The organism is Corallococcus macrosporus, assembly GCF_017302985.1.
Classification (GTDB): domain Bacteria; phylum Myxococcota; class Myxococcia; order Myxococcales; family Myxococcaceae; genus Corallococcus; species Corallococcus macrosporus_A.
The window spans coordinates 184,397-197,961 of the sequence record NZ_JAFIMU010000004.1 but is presented as its reverse complement, the minus strand read 5'-3'; the positions used below and the strand labels follow the sequence as shown (position 1 = coordinate 197,961).

General features: G+C 68.8%; 10 protein-coding genes. 5 read left to right on the top strand and 5 right to left on the bottom strand.

Going from position 1 to position 13,565, the window contains the following annotated elements; translation table 11 throughout:
* Nucleotides 1-56 precede the first annotated feature (56 nt).
* The 3 genes from JYK02_RS06180 (at nt 57) to mrpC (ending at nt 3,526) form a co-directional block, all read left to right on the top strand.
* Nucleotides 57-1,043 carry a sensor histidine kinase gene (locus tag JYK02_RS06180; protein ID WP_207049435.1) on the top strand — a complete coding sequence of 329 codons (987 nt, stop codon included), beginning with the start codon at nt 57-59 and terminating at the stop codon, nt 1,041-1,043.
* 7 nt (nt 1,044-1,050) lie between these two features.
* Nucleotides 1,051-2,514, top strand: coding sequence for a sigma-54-dependent transcriptional regulator (locus JYK02_RS06175; RefSeq protein WP_207049433.1), 1,464 nt, complete (start codon nt 1,051-1,053; stop codon nt 2,512-2,514).
* Nucleotides 2,515-2,779: 265 nt separating this feature from the next.
* Entirely contained in the window at nt 2,780-3,526 is a 747-nt protein-coding gene (gene mrpC, locus JYK02_RS06170; protein ID WP_014395195.1) for a Crp/Fnr family transcriptional regulator MrpC, read from the top strand.
* Nucleotides 3,527-3,613: 87 nt separating this feature from the next.
* Here mrpC and JYK02_RS06165 read toward each other — a convergent pair whose 3' ends face one another.
* On the bottom strand, nt 3,614-4,510 hold the full coding sequence (locus JYK02_RS06165) for a hypothetical protein (protein ID WP_207049430.1): 897 nt from the start codon (nt 4,508-4,510) through the stop codon (nt 3,614-3,616).
* Nucleotides 4,511-4,676: 166 nt separating this feature from the next.
* Here JYK02_RS06165 and JYK02_RS06160 point away from each other — a divergent pair, with 166 nt between their 5' ends.
* Nucleotides 4,677-6,515, top strand: a complete 1,839-nt coding sequence (locus JYK02_RS06160; RefSeq protein ID WP_207049428.1) for a MutS-related protein — start codon at nt 4,677-4,679, stop codon at nt 6,513-6,515.
* Between the two features lie 54 nt (nt 6,516-6,569).
* On the opposite strand, the gene JYK02_RS06155 is transcribed toward JYK02_RS06160, so the two are convergent.
* Both JYK02_RS06155 and JYK02_RS06150 read right to left on the bottom strand, forming a co-directional pair.
* The gene (locus JYK02_RS06155) at nt 6,570-7,742 is read right to left on the bottom strand and encodes a thiolase family protein (protein WP_207049426.1); all 1,173 of its coding nucleotides are present in this window, start codon (nt 7,740-7,742) and stop codon (nt 6,570-6,572) included.
* Nucleotides 7,743-7,823: 81 nt separating this feature from the next.
* The gene (locus tag JYK02_RS06150; RefSeq protein WP_207049424.1) at nt 7,824-10,214 is read right to left on the bottom strand and encodes a 3-hydroxyacyl-CoA dehydrogenase/enoyl-CoA hydratase family protein; all 2,391 of its coding nucleotides are present in this window, start codon (nt 10,212-10,214) and stop codon (nt 7,824-7,826) included.
* A 129-nt stretch (nt 10,215-10,343) separates the two neighbouring features.
* Here JYK02_RS06150 and JYK02_RS06145 point away from each other — a divergent pair, with 129 nt between their 5' ends.
* Nucleotides 10,344-12,098, top strand: coding sequence for a M1 family metallopeptidase (locus JYK02_RS06145; RefSeq protein WP_207049422.1), 1,755 nt, complete (start codon nt 10,344-10,346; stop codon nt 12,096-12,098).
* Between the two features lie 6 nt (nt 12,099-12,104).
* On the opposite strand, the gene JYK02_RS06140 is transcribed toward JYK02_RS06145, so the two are convergent.
* Nucleotides 12,105-12,983, bottom strand: a complete 879-nt coding sequence (locus tag JYK02_RS06140; RefSeq protein WP_207049420.1) for a DNA-methyltransferase — start codon at nt 12,981-12,983, stop codon at nt 12,105-12,107.
* 231 nt (nt 12,984-13,214) lie between these two features.
* A complete protein-coding gene (gene rpmE, locus JYK02_RS06135) occupies nt 13,215-13,463 on the bottom strand; it encodes a 50S ribosomal protein L31 (protein ID WP_014395188.1) in 249 nt (82 codons plus the stop codon).
* Nucleotides 13,464-13,565 lie beyond the last annotated feature (102 nt).

The following is a 13,565-nucleotide window of genomic DNA, read 5'->3' as shown; positions in this document are numbered from 1 at the left end:
GGGTGCGGGTCATAGGGACAGCACTCGACGTTACCCGGTATGTTTCAGGTCCACCAATGAACGCCCAACTCCTGCAAGCCGCGCAGCTCGCCTGGTCCCCCCACCTCCGGGTGACACGTGCCGAGGGGGATTGCGCCCAGGTGCTGCGCCGCGACGCCAAGGCGCTCGTGGGCATGCCCCTGCACACCGCGCTCGGGGTTCCACAGGAGCGCGCCCGCGAGCTGGATGCGCGAGCGCGCGAGGATCGCCGCGCGGTGGAGTTCGTCACCATCTCCGCGGGCGGCCCCACCGGCAACCCGCCCGCGTCCCACCTGCGGCTCGTGCTGGGCATGGATGGCGAGGAGGCCGCGGCGGGCGTGCTCGACCTGGGCACCGTGCTGGAGGGCGCGCCGCCGGTGCAGATCTCCAAGCTGTCGTCGTCGCTCAGCCATGAGATCCGCAACCCGCTCTCCTCCGTGAAGATGGCGGTGCAGACGCTGGCCCGGAACACCGGCCTGTCGGACCGGGACAAGCGGCGGCTCACCATCGCCAACCGGGAGATCCGCACCATGGAGCGCATGCTCTGGCTGCTCTCCGAATACGGCCGGGAGAGCGCCGCGAACCTGGACGCCCACGCGCTGCGCTCGGTCGTCCAGGAGGCGACCGCCATGGTGGCCCCGGAACTGGCCGAGCGCCGCATCGAGGTGGACGTGAAGGAAGAGGCGGACCTGCCCCGCGTGAGGGTGGATCCCAACCGGTTGAGGCCCGTGCTCGCTCAAGTCCTGCTCAATGTCGCCATGGGCCTGCCCGAAGAGGGCCGCGTCCAGGTGACGCTGCGCCAGCCCGACCCGGGCCACGTCAGCCTCATCCTGGATGATCCGGCGGCGGCCCTGCCCCCGGAGGAGCGGGGCTCGCTGTTCGACCCCTTCGGCTCGCGGCTGGCGCGGGGCGCGGGGCTGTCCCTGGCCGCCCTGCGGCGGGTGATGACGGGTGTGGGGGGCGACGTGGCGGCCCAGGGGAGTGCGGAGCCAGGGATGGTGTTCACGCTGACGTTCGCCGCCTGAGGACCCCATGGAGACCCTCCTCATCGTCGACGATGACGTGTCGCTGCTCGAAACCCTCACGATGCACTTCGAGGAGATTTCGCAGGACGACGGGCAGCCGCGCTACCAGGTCGTGACGGCCACCAGCGCCGCCGCGGGCCTCAAGGCCGCCCAGGAGAACATGCCCAGCGTGGTCATCCTGGACATGATGCTCCCGGACCGCACCGGCCTGGAGATCATCGAGGAGATGAAGGGGCTGTGCGGCGACGCGCGCATCATCCTCGTCACCGCCTACCACGACATGGAGACGACCATCCGGGCCATGAAGGCCGGTGCGTTCGACTACATCCACAAGCCCTTCCCGGACCCGGCCGCCCTGGACCTCGTGGTGGAGCGCGCGCTGGAGTACCGCCAGCTGTCGCGCCGCGCGGACGAGGTCCACCGCGAGAACGCCGTCGTCCGCCTGGGCGACATCGTGGGCACCAGCCCCTCCATGCAGCAACTGGTGAAGGAGATTGGCAAGGTCGCGAGCAGCACCGCGACGGTGTTGATCAACGGCGAGAGCGGCACGGGCAAGGAGCTCATCGCCCGCGTCATCCACAACTACTCCTACGACGAGCCCCGCCCCTTCATCGGCATCAACTGCTCCGCCATCGTGGACACGCTCTTGGAGAGCGAGCTGTTCGGCCACGAGAAGGGCGCCTTCACCGGCGCCGTGGGCACCAAGCCCGGCAAGTTCGAGCTGGCCGAGGACGGCACCGTGTTCCTGGATGAGATTGGCGACATGTCGCTGATGCTCCAGGCGAAGCTGCTGCGCGTGCTCCAGGAGCGCGAGTTCGAGCGCGTGGGCGGCGTCAAGCGCGTGAAGCTGCGCGCGCGCGTCATCGCCGCCACCCACCGCAACCTCGCGGACGAGGTGGATCAGGGCCGCTTCCGCGAGGACCTCTACCAGCGCCTCAAGGTCATCACCCTCGTCATCCCGCCCCTGCGTGAGCGGCGCGAGGACATCCCCCCGCTGGTGAAACACCTCCTGGAGCGCATCAACGAGAAGGTGCACAAGCGCGTCACCCGCGTGCCCCAGGAGGTCATGGAACGCCTCACGCGCCTGCCCTGGCGCGGCAACGTGCGCGAGCTGGAGAACGTCCTCACCCGCGCCGTGGTGCTCGCCCCCGGAGACGTGCTGCGCGGCGACGACCTGCCCGCCCTGGAGGTCCACCCGTCAGGGCCCCTGGACCCCCACCGCGCCCCCGGCGCCGCGAGCAGCATGTTCGCCGCCCCCGCCGTGGACGACGTGAGCCTCATCCCCACCCTGGAAGAGGCCGAGCGGCAGCTCATTGCCCGCGCCATGGCCGTCACCAAGGGCCACAAGGGACGCACCTGTCAGATTCTCGGCATCAGCCGTCCGACCCTTGAACGAAAGCTTCAAAAGTTCGGTCTTGCACAGGGTCATGGTCCACAGGTGCACCCTTATCCGGTGAAGGATGCTTCCTGACACTGTCCCAGCCCGGACAAACCGGTGCGCCCCTTTAACGTTTCGTTCAAACTGATCAGACTGTTTGAACGTTCTGTTTCAGGTTTTGGACACAGTTGGGGGGACGGAGCCGGGCTGTAGCGCTAAGTACCCGGCATTCCTCGAACTGTTCCCCTGGGAATACTTCAAGTGCCCGTGGCACGCCTCTTGGAAAGGGCAAGGTCCGTCCGCAGCAGCAGCAGCGACCAACCTTCCCCATCCCCTTCCGTCTTTCCAGGAGACTCCCATGCACGGCTTCAACCGCCCCCTCGGCCCCATCGGTTCCAACGTCGTGGCGCCCCTGCAGGCGACGTCGTCCGGCATGATGGTGACCGCGAACAAGCTGGTCCCTGGCCAGGAAGCGATCGACTTCAAGGGCTACTTCAAGGTCGAGTCCTTCCCGCACAACTCCACCATCTACCGCCCCGGCGACACGTCGGACCGCGTGTACCTGCTGAAGTCCGGCCGCGTGCGCCTGATGCGCATTGGCAAGAACAGCACCCGCTCGGTGGTGTCCATCCTGCGCCCGGGCGACCTGTTCGGCGAGCTGTTCCGCCCCGAGGGCACGCCCATCGAGGAGATGGCCGTGGCGGCGGGCGAGGCCGAGGTGTGGAGCATCGAGGGCCGTGACTTCCGCGCCCAGTTGGAGGCCCGTCCGGCCCTGGCGGTGGACGTGGTGCGCGCCTACGCGGACCGCGTGCGCTCGCTGCGCAAGCGCGTGCTGGGCCTGACCTTCAAGGAAGTCCCGGCCCGTCTGGCGGACACCCTCCTGACGCTGGTGGAGGCGCACGGCGAGCGCTGCCCGCACGGCGGTGAGACGGACCTGCGCGGCATCACCCAGCAGGACCTGGCGGACCTGGTGGGCGCCTCGCGCTCCTTCGTGTCCACGCTCATCAACGAGATGAAGCGCGAGGGCGTGCTCGGCAACGTCGGCCGCATCCTCTGCGTGCGTGACCAGAAGGCCCTGCGCAAGCTGGCCTCCAAGGAGAAGTAGGCGAAAAGCAGGCCACGCGTTCCCCGCGAGGGGGACCGTGACGTCCAACGGGCTCGACCGCATCCGCGGCCGGGCCCGTGGTGTTTTTCAGAACGTGAAGCCCATGCCGAACTCGGGGGAGAAGCCAAGGGCCAGTCCCAGCGGGGCCACCTCGGAATCCATGTTGAGGTAGCGCACCCCGCCCCGCAGCATGAGGCTGCCCAGGTGCAGCGCCAGGCCCGCGTGCCCGTCCGCCTGCTGGTAGGGCCCGGGCGTCAACTGCAGGCGCGCCTCCACGTCCAGGGGGCCCAGGACGCACGCCTCCACGGACACGCCCGCGCTGGGGCCCACGTAGAGGCGCCCGGGGAGGTCCAGCAGGGAGACGCCCGCCTCCACGCGCAGCCGCAGGTCCTCCCGGACGAGGGGGGAGTACGTCACGTGCATCGCTCCGAGGTTGCGTGTGTCGAGGTACGTCGAGGCCTCTCGCGTGCCGATGAGCCGCGACATCCGCAGGTCCGCGCCGAAGCGCTCCACGTCCCAGCCGATGTTGAAGTCCAGGCCCAGGCCACCCTCGATGGACGACGCCAGCACGCCCGCGCGGAAGGAGAACGGCACGGCGTGCCGCAGGGAGTTGCGCTGGGGGGCCGCGTCCGGAGCATCGATGTCGTGACCGTGGTGGGTGCCCGTGGCGGCGATGGCCTCCCCCACTCCACGAAACAGCAGCTCGAAGACGACCCCCAGGATGAGGCCGGCGGCGTCGTCGGACACGCTGGCGCTGCAGCAGTCATCCGTCGAGGACACGGTCGTCGTCTTCGATGAGCGGTTCTGGTTCTCGTCCTCGTTCTTCGAATCGCCGTCATCGTCCGAGCCAATGGCGGACGCCTTGTGGACGGGCTTCGACGTTTCGTGGGAGTCCGAGCGCTTGCCGAAGCGCGCTTCGGCGGGAGGCGCGGCGAGCAGGCCCGCGAGGAGCCCTCCGCCCAGTACGACCTTGGGGAACGACATGGGGTGGAACCCCCTCCGCGAGGCACGGCCGGCCCGACCGCCCCTCACGCGTCACATTCAAATCCCGGGGGCCCACGGGAAGTCAACGCCGGGTGTCCGCGAAGCGTGACGGAGCGCGTTGCGCGCTTGCCCTCGGAGGTGCCACCGCACAGCATGCGCGGCCATCGTGCCCGTCCCCAACGAGTCCCCGAGCCCCCATCGCACGTACACCGACCGACGCGCCGCCGCCCAGGCGGACCTGACGGCACTGGACCGCGTCAGCGCGAGGTACGCCAACCTGCGCACCGTGGCCTTCGTCGTGGCGCTCGTCATCGCGGCGCTGACGCTGATGGGCCGGCTGCCCAAGCCCTGGTGGTGGGCGGCGGCGGGCGCGCTCGCCGTCTACGGCCTGCTGGCGGTGCTGCACCACCAGGTGTTCCTCAAGGAGCAGCGCGCGCGCCTCTTCGTCCTGCTCAACGAGCGCGGCCTGGCGCGGCTGGAGGGTGGCTGGCACGCCTTCACCGACAAGGGTGAGCGCTTCCTCTCCCCCAACCACCTGTACGCCACGGACCTGGATGTCTTTGGCCAGGGCAGCCTCTTCCAGCTCATCAATGAAACAGCGACGCGCGCGGGCGAGGAGCGGCTGGCGGCGTGGCTGTCCGCGCCCGCGGACGCGCAGACGGTGGTGACCCGGCAGGGCGCCGCGCGCGAGCTGGCCCCGCGCGTGGACTTCCGCCAGGACCTCTGCGCGGACGCCCGCGTGGTGGCGAAGGACAAGGCGGACCCCGCCCTGTTCATCCAGTGGGCGGAGGCCGGCCCGTCGCTGGACGCCATCCGCTGGTCGCGCCCGCTGGCGGTGCTGCTGCCCCCGGTGACGCTCGCGCTCTTCATCCTGGGCACGGTGGGCGTGATTCCAGACAGCCTCGTGTGGCTGGGGTTGTTCGCGCAGTTGGGCATCGCGGTGGCCACGCGGCGCACGCTGAAGCGGATGGACGACGCCGTGGAACAGGGCGAGCGCGGCTTCGTGCGCTACGCGTCCCTCTTCGAGCGCGTGGAGGGGCAGACCTTCGAGCACCCGCGCCTGAAGCAGCTCCAGGCCGGCCTGCGGGCGGAAGGCGGCCCTCCGGTGTCCGCGCTGTTCCGGCGCTTCAGCCGGCTGTACTCGCTCATCGAGTTCAAGCGTCACCAGTTCCACGCCCTGGTGCACTGGCTCACGCTCTGGGACATCCACGCCCTCTTCGCGCTGGAGGGCTGGCGCGCCGCCCACGGCCGGGACGTGCGCCAGTGGTTCGAGGGGCTCGCGGAATTGGAGGCCCTCTGCTGCCTGGGAGGGCTCGCGCATGACCGTCCCGCGTTCACCTGGCCCCAGCTGGAGGCCCAGGGCCCGAGCGTGATGGCCACCGCGCTGGGCCACCCGCTCCTGGACGCGCCCGTGCCCAACGACGTGTCCCTGCCCGGCCCGCGCCATGCGCTGCTGATCACGGGCTCCAACATGAGCGGCAAGACGACGCTGATGCGCGCGCTGGGCGCCAACGTGGTGCTGGCGCTGGCGGGCGCGCCGGTGTGCGCGGCGGCGTTCCGGCTGTCCCCGGTGCAGGTGCTCACCAGCATGCGCGTGAAGGACTCGCTGGAGCGCGGCGTGTCGTACTTCCACGCGGAGGTGCTGCGGCTGAAGACGGTGCTGGACGCGGCGGCGGCCGCGAAGGGCCAGGCCCTCTTCCTGCTGGACGAAATCCTGCTGGGCACCAACACCCGCGAGCGCCAGATTGCCTCGCGTGAGGTACTGCGGCTGCTGCTCGCCTCCGGCGCGTGTGGCGCGGTGACGACGCATGATTTGTCATTGGCGGTGCTGGCGGACGAGCCGGGCTCGCACGTGGTGAACGTCCACTTCCGCGACCACCTGGAGGACGGGAAGATGGTGTTCGACTACCGGCTCCGGCAGGGGGTGGTGGACACCACCAACGCGCTGCGGGTGCTGCGCCTGGCGGGCGTCCCGGTGAACGACCCGGACGCCCCGGCCTCCTGACTCATCCCCTTCGCGCCCCCTTCGTGTGACAGGGGGCGCGAAGCGGAAAGCGGACTACTTCGCCAGCTCCACCAGCGCCGCGGCACCCATGCCGCCGCCGATGCACATGCTCACCACGCCGTAGCGGCCGTCCCGGCGCTTCAGCTCGCGCAGGATGGTGGCCACCATGCGCGCACCGGACACGCCCAGCGGGTGGCCCAGGGCGATGGCGCCGCCGTTCGGGTTCACCTTGTCCAGCGGGATGCCCAGCTCGCGGATGCAGTGCAGCGCCTGCGCCGCGAAGGCCTCGTTGAGCTCGAACACGCTGATGTCCTCAATCTTCAGCTTGTTGCGCTCCAGCAGCTTGCGGATGGCGGGCACGGGGCCAATGCCCATGACCTCCGGCGGCACGCCGGCGACCACGTAGTCCACGAAGTAGCCCAGCGGCTTGACGTTGAGCTCCTTCGCCTTCTCCTCGCTCATCACCACCGCGGCCGCCGCGCCGTCCGTCAGCGGCGACGCGTTGCCCGCCGTCACCACGCCCTTGGCGTTGAAGGCCGGGCGCAGCTTGGCCAGGCCCTCCACCGTCGTCTCCGGGCGCAGGATGGTGTCCACGGTGACGGTGACTTCCTTCTTGGAACCGTCCTCGTCGAACATCGTCGTGGTGACGGGGAAGATCTCCTCCTTGAACTTCCCCTGCTCGCGCGCGGTGGCCGCGCGGCGCTGGGACTCCGCCGCGAACTTGTCCGCGTCCTCACGCGTGACGCTGTAGCGCGTGGCGATGTTCTCCGCCGTGGCGCCCATGGAGGTGTAGACCTCCGGGATCTTCTCCATGATTTCCGGGTTGGCGGAGACCTTGTTGCCACCCATGGGCACCATCGTCATGGACTCCGTGCCGCCCGCGATGGCGACCTGGAGCATGCCGGACTTGATGCCCTGCGCCGCCTGCGCCACGGACTGCACGCCCGAGGAACAGAAGCGGTTGATGGTCATGCCCGGAACGGTGTCCGGCAGCCCCGCGAGCAGGCTCGCGTTGCGGGCCACGTTCATGCCCTGCTCGGCCTCCGGCATGGCACAGCCCAGGATGACGTCCTCCACGTCCGTCGGCTTCAGGCCGGGGACCTGGGCGACGGCCTCCTTGATGGCAAGGGCCGCGAGCGTATCCGGCCGCGTGTCCTTGAACTCTCCCTTGTGGGCGCGGGTGAAGGGGGTGCGCACCGCGCTGGCAATCACGACTCGACCGGACATTTTAGATGTCTCCCTGCCCGGACAGCGTCCGGGCGTGCTTCGGAATTCGCGTCTGGAAAACCATTGGGTAAACGCCTCGCGCTAGTTGCGCAGCGGCTTGCCCTTCTCGAGCATGAACATCATGCGGTCCTGGGTCTTCTCCTCGCCGATGAGGCTCAGGAACGCTTCCATCTCCAGCTCCAGCAGCTTGTCCTCGGTCACCAGCACGGACGGGCTGGTGTCACCACCGGACAGCACGCGCGCCAGCTTCTGGGCGATCTTCCGGTCGTGGGCGCTGATCTGATTGTTGAGCTGCATGTCGTACAGCATCATGTCGATGGTGGCCGCGCCGTTCGGGCCCGGCAGCCGGAAGCGCGTGGGACGCGGCGGGCGGAAGCCGCCGTTCGCCAGGCCCAGCACGCGCGACTTCGCGTCCGACAGCAGGAAGTCGCGGTTGCCCGTGATGCCGTCCTGCTGCGACAGGAAGCCGAACTCGCGGGCCTCCTCCGCGCTCGTCGCCACCTTCGCGGTGCCGATGGCGAGGAACACCTTCTTGAGGAAGGGCAGCGCGTCGAAGTCCTTGTCCGCCGCGTACGCGCCGAACACGTTGCGCAGCAGCATCATGGTGCCGCCGCCGCCCGGGATGAGGCCCACGCCCACTTCCACGAGGCCCATGTACAGCTCCGCGCTGGCCTGCACCGCGTTGCCACCCATGGTGACCTCCGCGCCGCCGCCCAGCGTGAGGTTGAAGGGCGCCGTCACGACGGGCACGGGGCTGTAGCGCATGCGCTGGTTGGCCTGCTGGAACGCGGACGCCATCTTGCGGATGGAGTCGAAGTCCTCGCTCTTGGCCGCCATCAGCATGGCCATGATGTTCGCGCCCGCGGAGAAGTTGGACCCGTCGTTGCCGATGACGAGGCCCTTGAAGTTCTTCTCCGTCTCATCCAGCGCGGTGTTCATCATCGCGATGATGTCATCGTCGATGGAGTTCATCTTGGAGTGGAACTCCAAGAGCGTGACACCGTCGCCCATGTCCCACAGCGACGCGCTGTCGTTGCCGGTGATCTTCTTGTTGCCGCGCTTGAGGTACTCCACGCGGGACGTGCGCGCGTTCTCAACGACGGGCTTCACGGACTTGGACGGGATGTCCCAGTAGGTGTCGCGGCCGTCCTGCACGCCGTAGAAGGACGTGCGGCCCTTGGCTAGCATCTCCTCCACCCAGGCGGCGGGCTTGAGGCCCAGCGCCTTCATGCGCTCCACGCCCTTCTGGACACCGTAGGCGTCCCAGACCTCGAAGGGGCCCAGGTCCCAGCCGAAGCCCCAGCGCACGCCGCGGTCCACGTTGACCAGGTCGTCCGCGATCTCCGGGATGCGGCGGCTGGAGTACGCCAGCACGTCCAGGGTGACGCGCTCGGCGAACTTGCCGGCCTTGTCGTCCGCGTTCATCACGGACGCCACGCGCTCCTTGACGTTCTCGATGTCCTTCGCGGCGCCCAGCGAGTCGAAGCGCACCTTCGCCTGCGGCCGGTACTCCAGCGTCTTCAGGTCCAGCGCGAGGATGTCCTTGCCGCCCGCGGACTTGTCCTTCTTGTAGAAGCCGCCGCCCGTCTTGTCGCCCAGCATCCCCTTCTCCACCATCTTCTGGAGGAAGTCGGGGGCGGCGAAGACGCTGCGCTCCTCGTCGTGGGTCAGCGTGTCGTAACAGTTCTTCGCCACGTGGGTGAACGTGTCCAGGCCCACGATGTCCGCGGTGCGGAAGACGGCGGACTTGGGACGGCCCATGGCCGGGCCAAAGATCTTGTCCACCTCTTCGATGGTCATCTCCGTCTTCTGCATCTCGGAGATGGTCCGCATCATCCCGTACACGCCAATGCGGTTCGCGATGAAGTTGGTGGTGTCCTTGCCGTAGACGATGCCCTTGCCCAGGACCTCTTCACCGAACTTGTGGACGGTCTTCACGACCTCCGGGTTCGTCTCCTGGCCGGCCACGAGCTCCAGCAGCTTCATGTAGCGCACGGGGTTGAAGAAGTGCGTGACGAGGAAGTTCTTCTTGAACTCCGCGCCGCGGCCTTCGGTCATGCCCACGATGGAGAGGCCGGAGGTGTTGGAGGAGATGATGGCGTCCTTGCGGGCGTGCTTCTCCACCTTGGCGAACAGGGCCTGCTTGACGGCCAGGTCCTCCTTCACGACCTCGATGATCCAATCGCACTCGCCCAGCCGCTGGAGGTCGTCCTCCAGGTTGCCCACTTCGATGGCCGCCAGCACCTGCTCGGACACGATGGGGCTGGGCTTCGCCTTGCGCAGGTTCGCCAGCGCGCCCTGGGCGAACTTGTTGCGGAACGCCTTGGAAGCGGTGTCCTCGCCCGGAGCAGCCTTGGGCGGAACGATGTCCAGCAACAGGGCGCGCACGCCGGAGTTGGCCAGATGCGCGGCGATGCCGCTGCCCATCACGCCAGCGCCAAGCACCGCCACTTTTCGGATCCGGGTCGTCATCGGAAATTCGCTCCCTTGAAAGGAAGTAGGGGACTGCACAAATGTAGGCGATTGACCCGGAAGTCAACCGGCATTGCCGTCGGGTGTGCTCGCCAGGAGGTCGGCTCCCCGACTACAAGTCGTCCCCCCATGGCTCGCCTCGACCCGCACTCGTACAACGACAGCACGCAGCCTGAGACCGAAACGCTGGACTGGAAGGCCCGCGTCGATTTCCGGACGCGCCGCCTGCACGCGGAGGCCACGCTGACCCTCAAGGAGGCGTCAGCGGGGCCCCTCGACCTGGACACCCGCGACCTGGACATCCGGGGCGTGGTGGATGCCCAGGGTCGCCCCTTGCCCTACATCCTCTCCCCTCCCGAACCCATCCTGGGGAGCCGGCTGCGGATTGAGCTGCCGGCGGGGGTGAAGCAGCTCACGGTGCGCTACCGGACATCGCCGGAGGCCAGCGCGCTGCAGTGGCTGTCGCCGCCGCAGACGGCGGGCGGACAGCAGCCGTTCCTGTTCAGCCAGTGCCAGGCCATCCACGCGCGCAGCGTGGTGCCGCTGCAGGACACGCCGCGCATCCGCATCCGCTACCGCGCGTCCCTGCGCGTGCCCAAGCAGCTCAAGTCCGTGATGGCGGCGTCCTTCGTGGGCCGCGAGGAGCACGGCGTGGAGGCGGAGGAGCACTACGAGATGCCGCAGCCGGTGCCGCCGTACCTGCTGGCGTTCGCGGTGGGCAGCCTCACGTCGAAGGAGCTGGGGCCGCGCTCGCGCGTGTGGGCGGAGCCGGAGGCGCTTGAGGATGCGGCGGACGAGTTCGCGGGCGTGGACGACATGCTCAAGGCCGCGGAGTCCCTCTTCGGGCCGTACGACTGGGAGCGCTTCGACCTGCTGCTCATGCCGCCGTCGTTCCCATACGGCGGCATGGAGAACCCGCGCCTGACGTTCCTCACGCCCACGCTCATCGCGGGCGACAAGAGCCTGGTGAACGTGGTGGCGCATGAGCTGGCGCACTCGTGGACGGGCAACCTGGTGACGAACGCGTCCGCGGAGCACTTCTGGCTCAACGAGGGCTTCACCGTCTTCGCCGAGCGCCGCATCCTGGAGGCGCTGGCGGGGCCGGAGGTCGCGGCGCTGCACGCGGCCCTGGGGCGCCGCTCGCTGGACGAGGCGCTGCACCACTTCCGCGCGCACCCGCAGCTCACCGCGCTGCGCACGCACCTGTCCGGCGTGGACCCCGACGAGGCCTTCTCCCAGATTCCCTACGAGAAGGGCTACCTGCTCCTGCGCGCGCTGGAGGACGCGGTGGGCCGCCCCACCTTCGACGGCTTCCTGCGCCGCTACCTGGCGAAGTACCGCTTCCAGGCGCTCACCACGGAGGAGTTCGTCCGCTTCACGGAAGCCGAGCTGCCCGGAGCGCTGGCGAAGGTGGACGCGGACGCGTACCTCAACCGGCCCGGCGTGCCGGAGAGCGCGCCCCGCCCTGCGTCCGCGCGGCTGGAGGCGCTGGAGAAGCTGCGCGGCAAGGTGCCTTCGCAGCAGGACACGAAGGACTGGACGCCCACCGAGTGGCAGCTCTTCCTGGAGTCCATGCCGGCGGACACGGCACCGGGCGTCTTCCGCGAGCTGGACGCGAAGTACGCGCTCACGGACAGCCGCAACTCGGAGGTGCTGGTGGCGTGGCTGGTGGCGGCGCTGCGCGCGGGCTTCGACGCGCCCCTGGGCCGGGCGGAAGCGTTCCTCGGCGAGGTGGGGCGGATGAAGTACTTGAAGCCGCTCTACAGCGTGCTCGCCTCGTCGCGCGACCACCGCAAGGTGGCGCGCGCGGCGTTCGAGAAGCACGGGGCGAGGTACCACCCCATCGCGCGGCAGGGAGTCGAGCTCATCCTCGCCCGCGCGTGAGACGGACTACTTGAGGGCCGCGTCCAGGCGCTTCTTGGACAGGGTCAGGTACTCCGGGTTCATGTCGATGCCCACGTAGCGGTGGCCGTGCTTCAGGGCGGCCACGCCGGTGGTGCCGCTGCCGTTGAAGGGGTCCAGGATGAGCGAGTTCTCCGGGCAGCTCGCCTCCAGGATGCGCTCCAGCAGGGCCACCGGCTTCTGGGTGGGGTGGCTGCCGAAGGCCTTCTCCTCGCCGCGCGGAGCCGTCTGCGTCCACATGCGGCCGGAGCCGTCGGCGGTGAGCTCCTCTTCACCGTTGCGCGGCAGGTTCCACACGTCGCGCATCTGCTTGCCGCCGTTCTCCGCCTTCATGCGCTGGTAGTTGAAGACGTGCTTCAGCTTGCCGCCGGACGACGGCGAGGCCCAGATGAGCAGCTCCGTGGAGTGCGTGAAGTAGCGGCACGCCAGGTTGGGGCTCGCGTTGGGCTTGTACCAGGTGACGGTGTTGAGCAGCTTGTAGCCCAGCTTCTGCATCGCGAAGCCGGCGTTGAAGATGACGTGCTGCGTGCCGCTCACCCACAGCGTGCCGGTGGGGCGCAGCAGGCGCTGGCAGGCGGCGAGCCACTTGGTGGTGAAGGCGTGGTCCTCCTCCACCCCGCGGGACACGTCCCACTGGCCCTTGGCCACGGAGACGCGCTTGCCGTTCTTGCAGGTGGTGCCGCCGTTGGAGAGGAAGTACGGCGGGTCCGCGAAGATGAGGTCGAAGGACTGCTCGGGCAGCTGGGCCATCAGCTCCAGGCTGTCGCCCTGCAGCAGCGTGTAGGCCTCCCCGCGCTTCGCGAAGACGCTGTCGTTCTGGGAGCGTCGGACAATCTTCAGGGCAGGGGCAGCAGCTTCCGCGAACATCACGCCTCCGTCTTTGGGACAGACGTCTCTGGGACGCGGCGGACTGTGCGGTCGGTTGGGTGCTACGTAAAGAAATCAGCCTGTGATTGCCTGTAGCACTCGAATCGCGCGCGAAAATTTGACGAGCGCCTGGAGCTGAAACACCGCGAGCAGGGCGGGGAGCGCCTCTGTCCTTCGAGGCCCTCCACGACCCTGCTCGTGGGGTACTGCGGATGCTGTAGAGCCGAAGGACTACGCCTTCTCGGGCTCGGCGGCCTTCGCGCCCTTCTTGGCGGCCGGCGCGTTGTTCGCGTACTTCTTCTTGAAGCGGTCGATGCGGCCGGCCGTGTCCAGCAGCTTGTACTTGCCGGTGAAGAACGGGTGGCAGTTCGAGCAGACTTCCACGCTGAACGAGCCGCGGGTGGACTTGGTCTCGACGACGTTGCCGCACGCGCAGGTGATGCGGGAGGGCGGATAGACCGGGTGCAGTTCGGGCTTCATGGCTTCTCTCCAGTGCGCCTTGCCCCCGCCCAGGATGGGAGGGAGGTCCAGCGTTGTAGTGGGTCGGGGCTTATACCGACCGCCCCGTCCATTCTCAAGGAT